Genomic DNA, 18,533 nt, shown 5'->3' on the forward strand with positions numbered 1-18,533 from the left:
TCCATACAGGCCCAACCACCAGAGTAGCGGTGCGTGGGGGTAATGCCGATGTTGGACGGACCATCGATCATCGACGACAATGATGCGGTAGCAGACCCGCATCCGGCGGCGCAGGCGACGCCGACCGGGACGTGGCGGCCGACCGAGACCCATGGCGCACTGGCAGCGGCGTTGCTGCTCGCGGCGTGCGATTCGAGCGGTGGCGGCGGCGGCAGCGGATCAGGGCTGGTAACCGTTCCGACCCCCGCCCCGGTTCCGACCCCCACGCCCAGCCCCAGCCCCAGCCCGACCGCCGCCGCGCTGACCGTGCAAGGTGCCAGCCGCTTCCTGGCTCAGGCGACGATGGGTGCCAACCGCACGTCGATCGATGCCGTGCTGAACACCGGTATCGCCGGCTGGATCGACGCCCAGTTCGCCCGCCCGCGCGACCCGAGCCATTGGGACTGGCTGGTGTCGAAGGGTTTCAACGACGCCACCAACAACAACAATATCAACGGCCAGAACGGCTACGACGCCAGCGTATGGCGACAGGCAATCGCCGGCGGCGATCCGCTGCGCCAACGGGTTTCGCTGGCCCTGCTCGATTTCCTGGTGGTCGGGATCGGCGGGCTGAACATGCCGTGGCGCGCATTTTCGATGGCGGCGTATCACGACCTGCTGCTCGACCATGCGTTCGGCAACTATCGTGACCTGCTGGGCGCGATCACGCGCAGCCCGGCGATGGGGTCGTTCCTGAGTTCGGCGGGCAGTCGCAAGGCCAATCCGTCGAACGGTTCGATGCCCGACGAGAATTTCGCGCGCGAACTGATGCAGCTGTTCACGCTGGGCGTATACCAGCTGGAGCAGGATGGCAGCGTTCGTATGTCGAACGGCGTACCGCTGGAAACCTATACGCAGGACGACGTGTCCCAGCTGGCGCGCGTGTTCACCGGGCTGAATACCGTCAATTTCGACAATGCCACGCCCGATCGGATGCGATCGCCGATGCAGGTCTATGTCACCGCCAACGAAACGGGGGCGGCGACGGTGCTGGGCGCAACCGTGTCGGGTGGCGGAATGGCGGCGGTCGATGCCGCGCTCGACATCCTGTTCCGCCATCCCAACGTCGCGCCGTTCGTGTCGCGGCAGTTGATCCAGCGGATGGTGACATCCAACCCAAGCCGCGGCTATGTCGGGCGGGTCGCCGCCGTTTTCGCCAATAATGGCAGCGGGGTGCGCGGCGATATGAAGGCGGTGATCCGCGCCGTCCTGCTCGATACCGAGGCGCGCGACGATGCGGCGGCGCTGGCCAGTGCGTCCGCCGGGCGGCTGCGCGATCCGGTCCAGCGGCTGACCAACTGGGCACGCGCATTCGGCGTCACCTCCCCCAGCGATGCCTGGGCGATCGGCGACACCACCAGCACGACGTTGCGGCTGGGCCAGTCGATCGGCCGCGCGTCCAGCGTCTTCGGCTTCATGCGGCCGGGCTATGCCCCGCCCGGCACGGCGATGGCCCAGGCCGGGATGACCGCGCCGGAATTCCAGGTCGCCAGCGAACAGACCAACATCGCCTATGTGAATTACATGCAGTCGCTGGTCGGCGGCGGCACCGGCGATGTGAAGGCCGATTACGCGCCGATGATGGCGCTCGCCTCGGACAGCCAGAAGCTGGTCGACGAAGTGAACCTGATCCTCGCCGCCGGGCAGTTGCGCGCATCGACCGTGACCGCGATCCGCGCCGCCGTCGACAGCATCCCGCTGACCGCGAACAACGCCACGCTGAACCGCACGGGGGTCGCGATCCTGCTGACCCTTGCCGCCCCCGATTATCTGGTGCTGAAATGACCGCTCCGACGATCCTGCACGACGTTTCGCGCCGCGCCTTCCTGCAACGTACCGCCGCGCTGGGCGTCGCGGGTGTCGCGGCACCACTCGCCACGACGCTGGGCGCGATCGGCGAGGCGGCGGCGGCAACCGCGAGCGATTACAAGGCGCTGGTGTGCGTGTTCCTGCAGGGCGGGAACGACCATTACAACACGCTGGTCCCCTATGACCCGACCTCGCACGCTTTGTACGCCGCGGCGCGCGGCGGGCTGGCGCTGGGGCGTGACGCGCTGCAGGCGACGGCGCTGACCGGTGCGGACCTGGGCGGGCGGGCCTATGCCCTGGCCCCCGCCATGGCCCCGCTCAACCCGCTGTTCGATGCCGGGCGCCTGGCGGTCGCGCTGAACGTCGGTACGCTGATCCAGCCGACGACGCGTGCGCAATATCTCAACAAGTCGGTGCGCCTGCCCCCGAAGCTGTTTTCGCATAACGACCAGCAGAGCTTCTTCCAGGCGTCCAGCCCCGAAGGCGCGGTGTCGGGGTGGGGCGGGCGGATCGGTGACCTGTTCCAGGCGGGCAACGGGTCGTCGACGATGACCTGCATCAACGCATCGGGCAACGCCGTCTTCCTGACCGGGCGGCAGGCGATCCAGTATAATGTCGGCACCGGCGGGCCGGTGTCGCTGCTGCGCGGGGCGACCTCGCTCTACGGGTCGAGCGCCGCCGCCAGCGCGCTGCGCCAGATGATGACCGAAACCAACCCGCATATGTTCGCGACCGAATATGCGCGGGTGAACAAGCGGGCGATGGATACGCAGGCACAGCTCGCCAACCTGCTGGCCGGCGCGCCCGAATCGCAATTCGGCCTGTTCCCCAGCGGCAATGCGCTGGCCGACCAGCTGCGCATGGTTGCGCGGATGATCGCGATTTCGGGCGAGCTGGGGACCAAGCGGCAGGTCTTCTTCGTCGCGATGGGCGGGTTCGACCTGCACGACAATCTGGCGTCGAGCCAGCCGGTGGTGCTGGCCCGGCTTGCCGCCGCATTGCGGGCGTTTCACGACACCACGGCCGCGCTGGGCGTGGCGGACAAGGTGACGACCTTTACCGGGTCCGATTTCGGGCGGACGCTGACGTCGAACGGCAATGGCGTCGACCATGGCTGGGGATCGATGCACTTCGTCATGGGCGGGGCGGTGAAGGGCAAGCGATTCTATGGTGCTGCCCCGGCGATCGGCAGCAACACCAACGACGATGTGGGCCAGGGCCGGTTGATCCCGACCATGGCGGTCGATCAATATGCATCGACCATGGCGCGCTGGTTTGGGGTGTCGGACAGCGACCTGTCGACCGTGCTGCCCAATATCGGCAATTACGACAAATCCACCTGGTCGCAGGGATTCGTCTAAGCGGCGAATCACCCCCGCGTCAGCTGCGCCCGATCCGCATCGCGGTGCCGGCCACCACCGGCCCGCCGACGCACAGCAAGAGGCTGGTCGCTGCCAGCAGCTTGACCGCCCCGGCCCCGCCGTCCAGCCCGCCCGCGCCGAAGATCACCAGCGGCAGCGCAAGCGGCAGCAGGACGAGGCCGGCGACCGCCCCGCCGCCGCGCAGGCCGGCGGTCAGTGCCGCCGTCGCCACACCCAGCGCCGCCAGCCCCGGCGTGCCGAGCAGCAGGCCGACCTCCAGCGCGAGCAGCGTCGCCCCGTCCATGCCCAGCAACGCCGCCGATAGCGCGGCGGCGACCATGACCGCCGGCGCGAAGCCCAGCCAGTGGCCGATGGTCTTGGCCGCCGCGACGCTCGTCTCGCTCCAGCCGCGTATCGCCAGCTGATCGATCACGCCGCTTTCGATATCGGGCGCGACCAGCCGGTCGAGCGGCAGCAGCGCGGCCAGCAGCGCCGCCGCCCAGGCCACCCCGCCGCCGATCCGCGCCAGCAGCGCCGCATCGGGACCGATCGCGAAGGGAAACAGCGTCGCGACCAGCAGGAAGAAGGCGATGGGCAGCAACAGCCCGCCGCCGCTCCACGCGATGCGCAGCTCCCGGGCGATCAGCGCGATCACAGCGTCACGACCCGTGCGCCTGGCAGCGCAACGGCCACATGGCTGGCCACCAGCACCGCCCCGCCGCCGCCGCGATGCGCGGCGATCGCCGCCTCCAGCCGGGCGAGCGAGGCGGTATCCAGTCCGTTGGCCGGTTCGTCGAGCAGCCAGAGCGGCGCGCCACTGGCGATCACGCGGGCGATCGCCGCCCGGCGCTTCTGCCCGGTCGACAGCATCCGCACCGGCACATCGGCCAGCGGCTCGATCGCCATCGCGGTCAGCGCCGTGCCCAGCCGGTCGCGCGCGCCATCCAGCCCGGCCCAGAAGTCGAGCGCCGCGCCCAGCGGCACCGCCGCGTCCAGCGCCGTCGCCTCCGCCAGCAACGCGACCGTGCCGTTGCGCGCGACGCTTCCCCCGGCGGGCGACAACAGCCCGGCGGCGATCCGTACCAGCGTCGATTTACCGACGCCGTTCGGCCCCTGCACCCACAGCGCTTCGCCAGCGCCCAGCGCAAACGACAGGTCGCGGAACAGCACCCGGCGCCCGCGCGCGCCCGTCACTTGCGTAAAGGACAGGATCAATCGGCGTCTTCCAGCGCGTGCATATCGTCGTCGGACAGGCCGAAATGATGGCCGACCTCATGCACCACCACATGGCGGATCAGGTCGCGCAGATCGACCCCGGTCTCACACCATTCGGCCAGCAGCGGTTGCCGGTACAGGTGGATGCGGTCGGGCAGCTGCATCGCGTCGAACGCCGATTTCTCGCCCACCGGGCTGCCATGATACAGGCCGGTCAGCTCGTACGGCTCCATTTCCATCGCGGCGAGGGTGTCGTCGTCGGCGAACTCCTCGACCAGCAGGACGATGTTCGACAGGTGCCCGGCAAAGGGTTCGGGGATGCGTGCCAGCGCCGCGCGCGCCAGCTGCTCCATCTCTTCCGCACTGGGGGCGGTTCGCGCTTGATCGGACATGGCCCAAGCAATAGGCCATCGCCATCAGGAGACAAGGGAGGGACGATGGAACCGCTGAGCCAGGCAGAGCGCGCCGACGCGTTGGACGGCCTGCCCGATTGGGACCACGACGCCAGCCGCGACGCGATCGTCCGCAGCTTTACCTTCGACAATTTCAGCCAGGCATTCGCGTTCATGACGCAGGTGGCGCTGCTGGCGGAAAAGGCCGACCATCATCCCGAATGGTCGAACGTCTATAACCGGGTCGACATATTGCTCACCACGCATGACGCGGGCGGGCTGTCGGATCGGGATATCGACATGGCGCAGGCGATAGACGCGCTGGTGGAATGACTGGCGCGACTCCGTTCGTGCTGAGTAGCCACTGAGCTTGTCGAAGGGGCGTATCGAAGGACCGGTCGTGACCAGGTACTTCGATACGCCCCTTCGACTTCGCTCAGCCCCTACTCAGCACGAACGGTAGAGGGTTGGAGCCGCCTACCGCCGCCGCATCTGTTGCCGCAGCTTGCCCGGCATCCAGCGCGCAGCGAAGCGCATCCGCTTCGCCGTCGGGCCGACCGGTGTATGAATCGCATCGCCGCGCACCGCGTCCCATGCCGCCTGCGCCACGACCTCGACAGGGGTGAACTCCAGCCCGGAAGCGCGGACCTGCTGGCGGACATTGTAGTTCGTGCCGGCCAGCGACGCGTCGAGCAGCGGCGTGTCGATGAAGCCGGGCATCAGCGACCGGACGCGAATCCCGTCCGCCGCCCATTCGCCGTCCAGTGCCTCGGTCACGCCGCGCACCCCGAACTTGGTCGCCGAATAGACCGCCGCGCCCGCCGTCCCGTAGATACCCGCCGCCGATGCGGTGTTGAGCAGGCACCCGCCACTGGCCTTCAGGAACCGATGCGCCGCGTGCGCGCCATGGATGACGCCGGTCAGGTTGACCGCGATCGTGCGCTCGATCGCGTCCGGAGTCATTTCGGCGAAAATCCCGCCCGACGCGATGCCGGCGTTGTTGAACAGCACGTCGATCCCGCTGGCTGCGGCGAACGCCGCCAGTGGCGCGTCCCAGCCCGCGCGGTCGGTCACGTCGAACACGAACGTCGCCGCCCCGTTCGGCAGCAACGCCGCCGTCTCGGCCAGCCCGGCGGCGTTCACATCAGCAAGGCCGATGCGCCAACCGCGCCCTGCAAACAATTGCGCCACCGCGCGCCCGATGCCCGACCCGCCGCCGGTGATGAAGATCGCTTTCGTCATGGCCGCACCATCGGGCAGGATCGGCGGCGACGCCAGTGCCATTACGCCGCCATCGCCTCCAGCACTTCGCCGACCTTGGCCAGTCGTTCCTCGGCATCGTCGATCCGGGTGGGCATGATCCAGCGGCCCTTCTTTTCGGTCAGCCCCTTGGGCGCGTCCCCACGATGCTGCGGGGTGAGCGCGATGGCGGCGGGGCCGGCGTCGACCTTCGCCACGCCCGCGCCGCGCGCCAGCAACCGGACGCGCGCCAATTCGATCAGCAGCCGTGCCTCGTCGGGCAGCGCGCCGAACCGGTCCTCCAGCTCCTCCTCGAATGCGTCCAGCGCGCCCTCTTCCTCGATCCGGGCCAGCCGGCCGTAGAGCATCAGCCGCACCTCCACTTCGGGAATCCAGCGTTCGGGCAGGCAGCCGGCGATGCCGACATGCAGTTCGGGCGCCACCCGGTCGACCGCCTCGCCACGTTCGGCACGCAGCGCCCGGCCGAGCAGATACTGGTACAGGTCGATGCCGATCAACTTCATATGCCCGGCCTGCGCCTCGCCCACCAGGTCGCCCGCGCCGCGCAGGTCGAGGTCACGGGCGCTGATCGCGAACCCCGCGCCCAGCCGGTCGAACGCCTGCAACGTGCGCAGCCGCTTCAGCGTCGCCTCGGCGATCGACTGGTCGGGATCGGTCAGCAGCAGCACCTGCCCGCGCCGCCCGCCGCGCCCGACCCGCCCGCGCAGCTGGTGCAGCTGCGACAGGCCGAACCGGTCGGCATGATGGACGATCATCGTATTGGCGCGCGGCACGTCCAGCCCGGCCTCGATGATGTTGGTCGCCAGCAGCACGTCGCCGTCGCCATGGGAGAAGCCGACCATCGCCGCATCGATCTCCGCCGCCGGCATCTTGCCGTGCGCAACGACCAGGTCGAGTTCGGGGGCCAGCTTGCGCAACCGCGCCTCCAGCGGCGCGATATCCTCGATCCGGGGGACGACGACGAAGCTCTGCCCGCCGCGCGTGCGTTCGCGCAGCAGCGCGGTGCGCACCGTCACCTCGTCGAAATCGGCGACGGCGGTGCGGATCGGCTGGCGCCGCGCGGGCGGGGTGGCGAGGACCGACAATTGCTGCAACCCGATCAGCGCGCTTTGCAGCGTGCGCGGGATCGGCGTGGCGGACAGCGTCATCACATGATCGGCAAGGTCGCGCAGGCGCGCCTTGTCCTTCGCGCCGAAGCGCTGTTCCTCGTCGATCACGACCAGTGCGAGGTCGCGATAGGCAACGCCCTTGCCCGCCACCGCCTGTGTCCCCACGACCACGCCGATCGACCCGTCGGCAAGGCCGGCCTTCACCCGCTTCTTCTCCGCCGCGTCGGACAGGCGCGACAGGCCGGCGACCTCGATCCCCGTGCCGTCGAAGCGGCGGCGGAAGGTTTCGACGTGCTGGCGGACCAGTACCGTCGTCGGCGCAGCGATCGCCACCTGCCGTCCGGACAGCGCGGCGATGGCGGCGGCACGCAGCGCCACCTCGGTCTTGCCATAGCCGACATCGCCGATCACCAGCCGGTCCATGGGCTTGCCCGCCGCCAGATCGGCGCGGACGGCGGTGATGGCGCGCGCCTGATCGGGGGTTTCGGTGAAGGGAAAACCGGCGGCGAAGCGTTCATAGGCCGCGATATCGGCCTCGATCGGGTCGACGCGCTGCTGGTCGCGGGTTGCGGCGATCGCGGCCAGTTCGCGCGCGCTGTCGGCGATGGCCGCGTCGATCGCGCCGCGCCGCTTCTGCCAGCTCGCCCCGTCCAGCGCGTCGAGCGTCACCGCATCGCCGTCCGCGCCATAGCGCCAGATACGGTCGGCCTCCATCACCGGCACCAGCCGCCGCGCACCCTTGGCATAGGTCAGCACGATCGCATCGCCCGCCGCCTTACCCGGCAAGGCTTCCAGCCCGGCGATGCAGCCGATGCCGAAATCCTCGTGCACGATCACGTCGCCGATGCGCAGCTCACCCGCCTCGGCGAACAGCGGATTGGTGCTGGCCGCTACCAATTCATCGCCCCGCGCGCGTCCGCCCAGCAGGTCGCCGCCGGTCACCACCGTCACGCCCTGTCCCACGAACCCGCGGTCGAGCGGCGCGGCGAGCAGCATTGCGGTGCCGGGTTGTGCCTGCAACGCCTCGTCCCACGACGTGATCGTCACCGGTTCGGTGCGGGCGAGCTTTGCCAGCTTCTTGCGCAGGAACCGCAGGTCGCGGGGACTTCCGGCCAGCACCAGCCGGCCCTCCGCCAGCACCTCGCGCGCGAATTTGCCGAAGGCGCGGGCAGGAGCACGGGCGGTGACGAAGCGTGGCGGCTCCTCCGCCGTTTCGGGAAGGGGCAGCTGCCGCCGCTTTGCCAGCATCCGGTCCCACGTCGCGGTATCGACCAGCGCCGCCGCATCGCGCCGGCGGCGGCGGGTCGCGTCCTGCGCCAGATCAAGGAAGCGGGCACGCCGTGCCGGCGCATCGCCGTCCATCGCCACCGCCGCATCGGGCAGATGGTCGAGGAGCATCGCGCCCTTCCCCACCGCAGGCTCCGCCGCGCGACCGATGGTGACGTCGGACAGGTCGGCATCGCCGCGCTGGGTCACCGGATCATAGCTGCGGATCGATGCGATGCGATCGTCCTCGACGGTGACCCGGATCGGTTGCCCGGCATCGGCGGGAAAAATGTCGATCACGCTGCCGCGCACCGCGACCTCGCCCGGTTCGTCCACCCGGTCGTCGCGGACATAGCCGAGCATTTCGGCGCGGTCGGCAAAGTCCGTCAGGTCGATCGCATCGCCGATCCGCAGCACCGGCGGCGCGGCATCGAAGTCGGTCGGCGGGGCGATGCGCAGCGCCGTCGCCTCGGGCGTGGTGATGCACGCGACCGGATGCCCCTCGCCCTGCGCGATCCGCAACCGCCGGAGCGCCGCGACCCGCGCGCCGGCATTGCCGGGCGAGGCCGGCGCATCGTCGCCGGGCAGCGCGTCGCTGGCAGGCAGATGGACGACCATCGTTCCCGGCACGAAGGCGGCAAGCACATCGGCCAGCGCCGCCGCGCGTAGCTCGTCCGATGCGATGAACAGGATCGATCCCGCCGCGACCTCCCCCGCCAGTGCCGCGGCAAGCGGGCCGATCGCGATCCGCGCCGCCCCCGGTTCGGATCGATCGGGGGCGGAGGCGTTCGACATCGCGGAATTCCCGGCAAGGCCCTGAAAACAGGGGTGTAGATGCCATCAACGAAGCGCGATGCGCGGACGTTCCGGGGTTATCGATGAACGGCAAATTGCCTGTTGCGGATTCGGCCGCGCTGCTATGACGGGGCGATTGCCGGGCCTGCCCGGCGCCATGGAGACGATAATGTCCTCGATCCTGCTGCGTTTCGCCGCCGCATTCACGTTGATGACCGCAGCCCCGGCCTGGGCCCAGAGCGCACCCAAGCCGGCGGTGGCGGACCTGCCGGCGGGCGAGGCCGATCCGGCGCTGTGGGTGGTCAAGGACAAGGACACGACCATCTATCTGTTCGGGACGATCCACGTCCTGAAACCGGGCCTGTCGTGGTTTGACGAAGCGGTGAAGACCGCATTCGACAAATCGGGCGAGGTCGTGCTGGAAATCCCGATGCCGACGCCCGAACAGGCGCAGGCGGCGGTGATGAAGTCGGCGGTAAATGTCACCGGCCCGAAGCTCAGCGAAAAGCTGCCCGCCGCCGAACGCCCGCTCTATGCCAAGGCGGTGGCCGATGCCGGCCTGCCGTCGGGCGCGCTGGAACAGCTCGACCCGTGGTTCGCGGCATCGACGCTGACGCTGCTGACGCTGCAGAAGCAGGGATACGACCCGGAAAGCGGCGCGGAGCGGACGATTTCGCAGGCGGCGAAGGAAGCGGGTAAGCCGGTCAGCGGCCTAGAAACGCTCGACCAGCAGTTCGGATTCTTCGATTCGCTGTCGGATGCGGCGCAGGTCACCTTCCTGACCGAGACGATCAAGGAACTGCCGACCGCCGGTGACGCGATCAACAAGATGGTCGACCAGTGGCGGCGCGGCGATCCCGACGCGCTGGCGGCGACGATGAACGAGGAGATGACCGTCTCCCCCGAACTCAAGCGCGTGCTGCTGACCGATCGCAACGCCCGTTGGGCCAAGTGGATCGAAGAACGGATGAAGCGGCCGGGCACGGTCTTCGTCGCGGTCGGCGCGGGCCATCTGGCAGGCAGCGGCAGCGTGCAGGACGCGCTGAAGCGCTACAAGCTGCGCGCGACGCGGGTGAAGTATTGAGGGCTGACCGCCACGGACATCAGGCCGGCCGGGTGCGTCACCCCTGTGCTGGCTGGCTTCTAGCCGCCGCGAGTAACGCTGGCGGGTGACGTGGTTGGTGGATGGCGACTTAGCCAAACACTCCGTCACCCCGGACTTGATCCGGGGTCCCGCTTTCTCACCGCGACGGCAGAAGAAGAAGCGTCACCCCGGATCGAGTCCGGGGTGACGACAGCTTCGGAGGAAGCCCTCCCAAAAAGAAACGGCCGGCGGATCGCTCCGCCGGCCGTCAGTCTGTCAAACGATGGCGACCCGGAAGGTGGTCGTCATCGGCAATCGGATCAGGCGTTGCAGGTCTGTGCGCCCTTGCCCGGCTGGGTCAGGGTGACGCTCTTCGGCGTGCCGGTCAGGCTGTAGCCACCCTCGGCGGTCAGCGGCTTGCCCTTTTCGGCAGCCTTCAGGCGGACGGGCACCGCATCCTGCTTCGCGCGGAAATTGGCCTGGGTGTCGCCTTCGAAGAAGTCGATATAGACGAGGCTGTTGTCCTTGCAGCGGAACGTCACGCTCGCCTTGACGGGCGGCGGCAGTTCGACCGGCGCGCGGTTGGCGAGCTGCGATGCCAGCGGATCGGGCGCGCGGGTGTCGAGCTGTTCCGGCTGCTGCTGACCGCAGGCCGAAAGGGCGAAGGCCGCGGCAGTGGCGGCGAGGAGAAGGGGGTGCTTCATAGGGTGGCGTTCGCAAATGCAACCGATTTCGTCAAGGCGGGTTGTGCGCCGCGCAACCGTCACGCGGCATAGCAATCGTTCGTTACGTAACGTCGAAGACGAAACGCATCGTGCTTTCCCAGCATCGACCGGGATCGAGCCGCGCGGAGGGAAAATCGTTGCGGTTGGGCGTGTCGGGCCATGCCTGCGGTTCGAGGCAGACGGCATCGCCCTGTCGGTACAGCCGCCCGCCCTTGCCCGCTTCCCCGCCGCTCAGGAAATTACCGGCATAGAGTTGTAGTCCGGGCGCGGTGACCGACAGCGCCATCACCCGCCCCGACGCCGGATCGGTCAGCACCGCCGCCGGGCGCAGCACGCCCGGTTCCCCGCGCAGGATGAAATTATGGTCATAGCCGCGGCCGATCGCGATCTGTTCGTCGCGCCCATCGCGTACCCGCGCGCCGATCGCCTGCGCCTCGCGGAAATCGAACGGGGTACCGGCCACCGCGCGGCGTTCGCCGGTCGGGATCGAGGTGGCGTCGACGGGCAGGAACTGATCGGCCTCGATCGTCAGCAGGTGGCGCATCGCCTCCCCCTGCCCACCCAGGTCGAAAAAGGCGTGGTTGGTCAGGTTGACGACGGTCGGCGCATCGCTGGTCGCGGCATAGGCGATGGTGAGCGCATCGGGCGTCAGCGTATAGGTCGCGCTGGCGTGCAGCGTGCCGGGATAGCCGGCATCGCCGTCGGGACTGGTCAGCGTCAGGCGGACCCACGCCGCGTCGTCATCCTGCCCGACCTCCGCCACGTCCCATAGCCGCTGGTCGAACCCGTCCGATCCGCCGTGCAGGTGGTTGGGGGCATTGTTGGTTTCGAGGGTATAGGTCGTGCCGTCGAGGGTGAACCGGCCGTTCGCGATGCGGTTGGCATAGCGGCCGACCGTCACCCCGAACCATGACGGCCGGTCGCGATAGGATTGCACGTCGTCGAACCCCAGCACGATATCGGCCGTAACGCCGTCGCGATCGGGCACGTGGAGCGACTGGAGCGTTGCGCCCAGCGGCAGGATGCGCGCGGACAGGGCGCCAGCGGTGAGGTCGATCGCCTCGAAGGGGGCACCGTCCAGCGTGCCGAAGGGGATTTGTTTCGCTTCGATCATGCCATTCTTCCCCGACCCATCGTCATTCCCGCCTGCGCGGGAATGACGAACGGGCTTACTTCGTCTGCGGCCGCCCCGACAGCGGCACGGTAACCGCCCGCCCGTCGTAGACGAACGTCGTCGCCTTGTTATCGGCGAAGTCCGGCGCGACGGCCTTGCCTGGGCTATGGAACCGCACCGACATCGCGCGCTGTGCGACCATGCCGGGGAAGCTGCCCTGTCGCGCACCGATGGTGAGCGTCTTCGTTGCCTCGTTCCACGTCACCGGAACCTGCGCCGACTGGCCCTTGCGGTATCCTTCGGACAGGCCGTCATCCTCGAACAGCGTATACGCGCCGTCCTTGCCGGTGAAGACGTGCAGCACATACGGCCCGTCGGGCTGTTCGGCGGTCGATTGCACCGCCGCGCCGGTCGGCACGATCGATCCGGCACGGACATAGAGCGGCATGGTGGCGAGCGGCGCGGCGGCGGTGATCGTCCGGCCGCCCTTCTGATACGCGCCGGTCGCGAAGTCGTACCAGTCGGCCCCGGCGGGCAGATAGACCTGCCGGCTGCGCGCGCCGAACTGGGTGACGGGGGCGACCAGGAACGCCGATCCGAACATATATTCGTCGTCGATGCCCCAGGTCTTGCGATCGGCGGCGAAGTCCATCACCAGCCCGCGCATCATCGTGCCGTCGCGGTGCCAGTTCTCGGCCGCCAGCGACAGGATGTAGGGCAGCAGCCGGTAGCGCAGGCGATCATAGTTGCCGAGCGCCTGATACAACGCCGGATCGCTGGCGCCGAGTTCGTAGATTTCGCGGAACGGCGTTTCGCCATGGCTGCGGAACAGCGGGCTGAATGCGCCGAACTGGAACCAGCGCAGGTTCAGTTCCTTCCATTCGGCCAGATGCGCCGGGTCCTTCTTGCTGTAGCGATCCTCGACCGCGAAGCCGCCGATATCGTGCGTCCAGTTGGGGATGCCCGACATCGACAGGTTCACGCCCGCCGAAATCTGGTCGCGCAGATCGTCCCAGCGCGACGCGACGTCGCCCGACCAGAGCGCGGCACTGGCGCGCTGGATACCGCCATAGCCCGAACGGGTCAGGATGAACGGGCGCACATCGGGCTTCGCCATACGCAGGCCGTCGGCCACGCCCTCGGCATGGACCAGCGGATAGCTGTTGAAGAATTCCTGCGCCGGTCCCTGTGCGGTCGGACCCATCCGGTCCATGCGCTGTTCGATCGACAGGTTCGAATGGATGTCCGGCTCGGTCGCGTCCATCCACCATGCGTCGAAGCCCTTGTCGACCAACGCCTCCTTCATCTGCCGGAAATAGATCGCGCGCGCTTGCGCGGCGTACGGATCGTAATCGGTATTGAGATAGCCCTTGCCGACCCAGTCGCGTTCCTTGGCGATCAGGTTGCCCTGATACAGATAGCCCTTGGCCGCCAGTTCCTGCGCATTCTTGGTGTTGGGGTAGAATTTCGGCCACACCGAAATCATGATCCGCGCGTCGGAGGCATGCAGTTCGTCGACCATCTGCTGCGGCTTGGGGAAGCGTTTCGGGTCGAAGCAGTGGCAGCCCCACTGGTCTTCGGGCCAGTAGAACCAGTCCTGCACGATATTGTCGATCGGCAGGCCGCGCTTGCGATATTCGCGGACCACGCCCAGCAGTTCGTCCTGGGTGTTGTAGCGCTGGCGGCTCTGCCAGAAGCCGTAGGCCCAGCGCGGCATCAGCGCCGCCTTGCCGGTCAGCGCGCGATAGCCGGCGATCACGCCGTCCATATTCTTGCCCCCGACATAGTAATAGTCGAGCGCATGGGCGACGTCGGACGACCACCACAGCGAATGGCGGTCGGCTGTCGGCAACGGATCGTTCTGGTAGAGCGCGATATAGCCGGCGTTCGGCTCCCATTCGATCCGGACCTCGGCGGCCTTGCCGGCGGTCATCGGCAGGTCGAAATTGTGGAACCACGGGTTCCAGTTCTGCCGCCAGCGGTTCAGCACCTCTTTCCCGTCGACGAAGACCTTCACATAGCTCGACGAATAGAGGCGGAATTTCTGGACGCCGGTTGCCGTCGGCATGACGGTGCCGGTCCACACGACCTTCTGCGTCTGCACCGCATTGCCGGCGGTGTTCTGCCCGGTGGTTGCCGCGACCGTCTGCGCCTTGGCCGCTGCCGGCCAGTTCGCCTGGTCCTTGATGAACTGATAGTTGATCGTGGGTTCGGTGCGCGTCACCGCCAGCTTGTCGCCCAGATAATATTGCGCCTGCCAGCCGGGCTTGCCGCCCGACATCACCTTCATGCCGTCGCCGACCAGCCGGTACGCCTGCGGATTGCCGAAGCGGGTGATGCCGTTGTTGTCCCACAGCACGCCGTAATTCTTCGTCGACACGACGAAGGGGATGCCGATGTCCATATTGTGCTGGGCGAGTTCGACGTCCTCGCCATTATAGTTCATCTGCCGGTTCTGGTGCTGGCCGAGGCCATAGAAGCCTTCGTCGGTGCCGCGATTGAACTGCTGGCGGACGGCCACGAATTTCTCGCCACCGGCGGTGACGGGGGTGAAACCGGCGCGCGATGCTTCCTCCAGCGTCAGCTTGCCGGCCGCGTCACGGAAGCGCACCTGCCCGTCGTCGAGGTCGATCTCGGCCGATCCGCCCGCCGTCTTTACCATCACGGCGTTGCGGGTCTGGCTGACGGTGAAGTCGCCCGCCGGCTTCGCGGTCACCATCAGGCTGTCGGGCGTGTCGAGCTGTGCGTCGGGCACCGCCGTCACGCGGAAGCGATCGGGGCCGTACACCAGCACCCGGACCCGCTTGGCAGGTCCCGCATCGGGGGTGACGACGACGCCGCCCGGCACCTTCGCCACATCGGCGGCGAGCGCCGGGAACGAGGCCGAGAGGGCCAGCGACAACAGCGTCCAGCGAAGCGTCTTCATCAGCGATACGTTCCCATCGTCACGCGCAGCAGCATCGGCTGGGCGGTAAAGTTCAATCCATAATCGGTCTGGTCGCCGTTCATCACCCGACGCGCGCGGAAGCTGCCGTCATCGTTGAGGGTGCCTTCCTCGACCTTGATGAGCATCGCGGTATCGCCCTGCGCCTTGTCGGCGACGTCGAACGAGACGCGGACATCGGTGCCGGTGACGAGGAACTGGTCGGGCGCCAGTTGCAGGACGGCGGCCCCGCCGACCGGCTGCGCGGCAGCGGCGGGCGGTTCGGCCTTCAGCCACGGCGAATCCATCGACCCGAACTGCCATTCGCCATATTTGGCCGACACGCGCCACCGGCCCATGACCTTTGCCTGCTCCGCGTCCGGCGCGCCCTTGGCCGTGCCCCAGCCGGGATGCTGGAACGCCAGCGTCGCCCAGCCGCGCGCCATGGGTTTAAGGAACCGGTATTTGCTCGCGAACGCTTCCAGCGTTGCATTGTCCAGCGTCACCGCGCCCAGCGGGTAGTTGTTGTACCCGGTGGCATCCATGCCGAACGGTGCCCAGCCGATGCCGCCGCGCCCGATCGTCGGCCACAGGAAGCGGGCGAAATCGGCGGCGTTACCGGTTTCGGGGACCATCAGCGGATTATCCGGCCGCGCATAATGCTCGAGGAATTTCAGATAGTCCTTGGCATTGCGGGTATAGAGGTCGGGCGCGACCGCATCGATGTTGGGCGCTGCCGCCTTCCACACATCGATCACCTGCCAGTCGGGACCGCCGCTCGCCCCACCCGACTTGCCCGGCGGGGCGAAGGGTCCGCCGACCGCCGCGTTGACATACATTGGCAGCTTCCACACCGCCTTCCCCGCCGCGGCGAGTCCGTCGATGTAACGCGCGGTGTACCAGGCGTTGAACGCCGGTTCGGCATTGTCGCCATAGACCGCCGTCCAGCTGCCGCGCTTGCCGGTCGCCTTCGCCAGTTCGGACGGCACATCGCCCGCGAACAGGCGGTTCGCCTCGGGCGAATAGTCGCGCGCCTGCTGGTACACGCCAGTCTCGTTCTCCGGCTGGACCATGATGACGCTGTGGTCGGGGTCGTGGTCCTTCAGGTAGCGCATCAGCGCGACGAACGCCTTCTTGTCCGCCTCGAACGTCGCCTGCCCATGCGGCGACAGCGCGTAATGCGTCTTGCCCTCCCTGGTCCGCATCCGGGGAAAGCGGGCGTTGTTCGTCTTGACCCAGGCGGGGACATAGCCCGGCGACGTGTTCTTCCACGTCCCGAACCACAGCAGCACCAGCTTCACACCGTGCTGGCGCGCCTGCGGCAACAGTGCGTCGAGATAGCTGAAGTCGAACTTCCCCTCGACCGGTTCGATCTGTTCCCATGCCACCGGGATTTCCAGCGTGTTGGCGTGTAGCCGTTCGACCATCGGCCAGACCTGCGCCAGCATGTCGGGATAGTTGCTGGAATTATTGGCCTGTACGCCCAACATCAGGAACGGCGCGCCATCGACCATCAGCGCGTGGCGACCATCTTTACGCACCAGCACGGGCGCATCGCCCGGCCGGGCATCAGCGACCGATCCGGCCACCATCGCCAGCGCCGCCCCCGCCATCGCCCATCCGCGCCACGCCGCCATATCGCCTCTCCTGATTCGTCCTGTCGTTGATCGTCAGAGCCGACAGCGTTGTCACGCCCTCTTTACGCGCGATTTGTATGTCATACAATTGGTTCATAGCGCTATCATGGCGCGATGCGAACCGGGACAACCGGCCGCAGCCTGGGAGGATAGTCCATGGAACGACGCCAATTCCTGCGCGGCACTGCCGCCCTCGCCGCCGCCGGGCCGGTCGCGGCCCGCGCCGCGCCGCTTTCCGCCAACTGGTCGTCGCTGGCCGATGGCTATGCCGTACCCGAATGGTTCCGCGATGCGAAGTTCGGCATCTGGGCGCATTGGGGGCCGCAATGCGTGCCGGAGGCCGGCGACTGGTATGCGCGCCAGATGTACGAACAGGGGCGCGGGCCGTACGACCTGCATCTCCAGAAATACGGCCATCCCGCCGATACCGGCTTCCTCGACATCATCGGCACCTGGCGCGCCGAGCGCTGGGACCCGGCGGCACTGGTCAAACGCTACAAGGCGGCGGGCGCGCGCTATTTCGTCGGCATGGCGTGCCACCACGACAATTTCGACCTGTTCGACAGCCCGCATCCCTGGAACAGCACCCGCGTCGGCCCGAAGCGCGACATCGTTGCCGGCTGGCGCGACGCGGCGCGGGCGGAGGGGCTGCGCTTCGGCGTCAGCAATCATAGCAGCCATGCGTGGCACTGGTATCAGGTCGCGTACAACTATGATCCCGAAGGGCCGCGCGCCGGACAGCGCTATGACGCCGCCCGACTGACCAAGGCCGATGGCGCAGGCAAATGGTGGGACGGGCTCGATCCGCAGGAGCTTTATACCGGCGAGACGCTGGCCGCGCCCGACGGCTTCACGACCAAGGCGCAGATGGACGCGTGGGCCGGGGCGACCAGCGGGCGGTGGATGGAATTCGCCCCCGCCGCCAATCCGCGCTTCGTCACCAACTGGCTGGCGCGCCAGAAAACGCTGGTCGAGCGCTACGACCCCGATCTCGTCTATTTCGACGATTTCGGCGTGCCGTTCGGACCCGTCGGGCTGGAGGCGATCGCCCATTTCTACAACCATGCAGCACAGCGCACCGGGCGCGCCGATGTCGTGCTGACCGCCAAGCAGCTGACCGCGTTCCAGCGGCAGGCGCTGGTCGAGGATATCGAACGCGGCTTTTCCGACCGGTTGCGCAGCGAGCCGTGGCAGACCTGCACCTGCATCGGCGAATGGCATTACAACCGCCGCCGCTTCAACGACCGCGACTATGTCCCCGCCCGCGCCGTGTTGCAGCGGCTGGCCGACACGGTGTCGAAGAACGGCAATCTGCTGCTGTCGGTGCCGGTGCGCGGCGACGGATCGATCGACAGCGAGGAAGAGCGCATCGTCGACCAGATCGGCGCATGGCTGCGCGTCAACGGATCGGCGATCTATGGCACCCGGCCGTGGCGGATGTTCGGCGAAGGGCCGACCGACCTGGCGGGCGGCATGTTCAACGAAGCGCAGGTCGACAAATTGGGCGCGCGCGACGTGCGCTTTACGACCGGCGACGGGGCGCTGAACGCGATCTTCCTCGGATGGCCCGATGCCCCGGTGACGATCGCGGCGCTGGGCGACCGCGCGGGCGGCCGGATCGAGCGGGCGACGCTGCTCGGCGGGGGGAGCGTGAAGATGCAGCGGACGGCGGCGGGGCTAACGCTGACCCTGCCGCCCGCGCCAGCCGGCGCGATGCTGCCGGTGGTGCGGCTGGAGGGGCCGGGGCTGGTCTAACGCCCTGCCCCAGCCCCTGCTAGAAACCGTATCCCCGCCTGCGCGGGGA

Annotated in this window: 14 protein-coding genes; 5 read left to right on the top strand and 9 right to left on the bottom strand. The window is 68.1% G+C overall.

Annotated features, from left to right (window positions below; all coding sequences use genetic code 11):
- Window positions 1-48 precede the first annotated feature (48 nt).
- Both ASE58_RS15410 and ASE58_RS15415 read left to right on the top strand, forming a co-directional pair.
- Window positions 49-1,824 (top strand): DUF1800 domain-containing protein, encoded by a 1,776-nt coding sequence (locus ASE58_RS15410; protein ID WP_235513643.1) that lies wholly within the window; start codon window positions 49-51, stop codon window positions 1,822-1,824.
- Entirely contained in the window at window positions 1,821-3,209 is a 1,389-nt protein-coding gene (locus tag ASE58_RS15415) for a DUF1501 domain-containing protein (RefSeq protein ID WP_055823179.1), read from the top strand. Before ASE58_RS15410 ends, ASE58_RS15415 begins: the two co-directional genes overlap by 4 nt.
- A gap of 19 nt (window positions 3,210-3,228) precedes the next feature.
- Here ASE58_RS15415 and ASE58_RS15420 read toward each other — a convergent pair whose 3' ends face one another.
- From ASE58_RS15420 to ASE58_RS15430, 3 genes are read right to left on the bottom strand one after another with little or no spacing between them, the layout of a single operon-like run.
- Window positions 3,229-3,864 (bottom strand): heme exporter protein CcmB, encoded by a 636-nt coding sequence (locus ASE58_RS15420; protein WP_055823182.1) that lies wholly within the window; start codon window positions 3,862-3,864, stop codon window positions 3,229-3,231.
- Window positions 3,861-4,424 (bottom strand): heme ABC exporter ATP-binding protein CcmA, encoded by a 564-nt coding sequence (ccmA, locus tag ASE58_RS15425; protein ID WP_055823184.1) that lies wholly within the window; start codon window positions 4,422-4,424, stop codon window positions 3,861-3,863. The genes ASE58_RS15420 and ccmA overlap by 4 nt, the downstream gene beginning before the upstream one ends.
- Window positions 4,421-4,816, bottom strand: coding sequence for a metallopeptidase family protein (locus ASE58_RS15430; RefSeq protein ID WP_055762611.1), 396 nt, complete (start codon window positions 4,814-4,816; stop codon window positions 4,421-4,423). The genes ccmA and ASE58_RS15430 overlap by 4 nt, the downstream gene beginning before the upstream one ends.
- Before the next feature lie 45 nt (window positions 4,817-4,861).
- Between ASE58_RS15430 and ASE58_RS15435 the strand changes: the two genes are divergently transcribed.
- Entirely contained in the window at window positions 4,862-5,149 is a 288-nt protein-coding gene (locus ASE58_RS15435) for a 4a-hydroxytetrahydrobiopterin dehydratase (protein ID WP_055762614.1), read from the top strand.
- 144 nt (window positions 5,150-5,293) lie between these two features.
- On the opposite strand, the gene ASE58_RS15440 is transcribed toward ASE58_RS15435, so the two are convergent.
- Both ASE58_RS15440 and ASE58_RS15445 read right to left on the bottom strand, forming a co-directional pair.
- On the bottom strand, window positions 5,294-6,100 hold the full coding sequence (locus ASE58_RS15440; RefSeq protein WP_443024672.1) for an SDR family oxidoreductase: 807 nt from the start codon (window positions 6,098-6,100) through the stop codon (window positions 5,294-5,296).
- A complete protein-coding gene (locus ASE58_RS15445) occupies window positions 6,100-9,246 on the bottom strand; it encodes a helicase-related protein (protein ID WP_082468108.1) in 3,147 nt (1,048 codons plus the stop codon). Before ASE58_RS15445 ends, ASE58_RS15440 begins: the two co-directional genes overlap by 1 nt.
- Window positions 9,247-9,415: 169 nt before the next feature.
- Between ASE58_RS15445 and ASE58_RS15450 the strand changes: the two genes are divergently transcribed.
- A complete protein-coding gene (locus ASE58_RS15450; protein ID WP_235511917.1) occupies window positions 9,416-10,330 on the top strand; it encodes a TraB/GumN family protein in 915 nt (304 codons plus the stop codon).
- Between the two features lie 320 nt (window positions 10,331-10,650).
- On the opposite strand, the gene ASE58_RS15455 is transcribed toward ASE58_RS15450, so the two are convergent.
- The 4 genes from ASE58_RS15455 to ASE58_RS15470 form a co-directional block, all read right to left on the bottom strand.
- Complete coding sequence (locus tag ASE58_RS15455) at window positions 10,651-11,034, bottom strand: hypothetical protein (protein ID WP_055823187.1); 384 nt, start codon at window positions 11,032-11,034, stop codon at window positions 10,651-10,653.
- Between the two features lie 82 nt (window positions 11,035-11,116).
- Complete coding sequence (locus tag ASE58_RS15460) at window positions 11,117-12,169, bottom strand: aldose epimerase family protein (RefSeq protein ID WP_055823190.1); 1,053 nt, start codon at window positions 12,167-12,169, stop codon at window positions 11,117-11,119.
- Window positions 12,170-12,224: 55 nt separating this feature from the next.
- The gene (locus tag ASE58_RS15465; RefSeq protein WP_055823193.1) at window positions 12,225-15,095 is read right to left on the bottom strand and encodes a glycoside hydrolase family 31 protein; all 2,871 of its coding nucleotides are present in this window, start codon (window positions 15,093-15,095) and stop codon (window positions 12,225-12,227) included.
- Complete coding sequence (locus ASE58_RS15470) at window positions 15,095-16,729, bottom strand: DUF5597 domain-containing protein (protein WP_055823196.1); 1,635 nt, start codon at window positions 16,727-16,729, stop codon at window positions 15,095-15,097. The genes ASE58_RS15465 and ASE58_RS15470 overlap by 1 nt, the downstream gene beginning before the upstream one ends.
- 156 nt (window positions 16,730-16,885) lie before the next feature.
- On the opposite strand from ASE58_RS15470, the gene ASE58_RS15475 reads away from it, so the two are divergent.
- Entirely contained in the window at window positions 16,886-18,484 is a 1,599-nt protein-coding gene (locus ASE58_RS15475; protein ID WP_055823199.1) for an alpha-L-fucosidase, read from the top strand.
- Window positions 18,485-18,533: the final 49 nt, after the last annotated feature.

Source organism: Sphingomonas sp. Leaf9 (assembly GCF_001421355.1).
GTDB lineage: Bacteria > Pseudomonadota > Alphaproteobacteria > Sphingomonadales > Sphingomonadaceae > Sphingomonas.

Bases quoted from the DNA above. Each gene is read 5' to 3' on its own strand.
- ASE58_RS15460 (WP_055823190.1), bottom strand. From the start codon at position 12,169: ATGATCGAAGCGAAACAAATCCCCTTCGGCACGCTGGACGGTGCCCCC.
- ASE58_RS15465 (WP_055823193.1), bottom strand. From the start codon at position 15,095: ATGAAGACGCTTCGCTGGACGCTGTTGTCGCTGGCCCTCTCGGCCTCG.
- ASE58_RS15475 (WP_055823199.1), top strand. From the start codon at position 16,886: ATGGAACGACGCCAATTCCTGCGCGGCACTGCCGCCCTCGCCGCCGCC.
- ASE58_RS15430 (WP_055762611.1), bottom strand. From the start codon at position 4,816: ATGTCCGATCAAGCGCGAACCGCCCCCAGTGCGGAAGAGATGGAGCAG.
- ASE58_RS15455 (WP_055823187.1), bottom strand. From the start codon at position 11,034: ATGAAGCACCCCCTTCTCCTCGCCGCCACTGCCGCGGCCTTCGCCCTT.
- ASE58_RS15470 (WP_055823196.1), bottom strand. From the start codon at position 16,729: ATGGCGGCGTGGCGCGGATGGGCGATGGCGGGGGCGGCGCTGGCGATG.
- ASE58_RS15450 (WP_235511917.1), top strand. From the start codon at position 9,416: ATGTCCTCGATCCTGCTGCGTTTCGCCGCCGCATTCACGTTGATGACC.
- ASE58_RS15440 (WP_443024672.1), bottom strand. From the start codon at position 6,100: ATGGCACTGGCGTCGCCGCCGATCCTGCCCGATGGTGCGGCCATGACG.
- ASE58_RS15410 (WP_235513643.1), top strand. From the start codon at position 49: ATGTTGGACGGACCATCGATCATCGACGACAATGATGCGGTAGCAGAC.
- ASE58_RS15415 (WP_055823179.1), top strand. From the start codon at position 1,821: ATGACCGCTCCGACGATCCTGCACGACGTTTCGCGCCGCGCCTTCCTG.
- ASE58_RS15435 (WP_055762614.1), top strand. From the start codon at position 4,862: ATGGAACCGCTGAGCCAGGCAGAGCGCGCCGACGCGTTGGACGGCCTG.
- ASE58_RS15445 (WP_082468108.1), bottom strand. From the start codon at position 9,246: ATGTCGAACGCCTCCGCCCCCGATCGATCCGAACCGGGGGCGGCGCGG.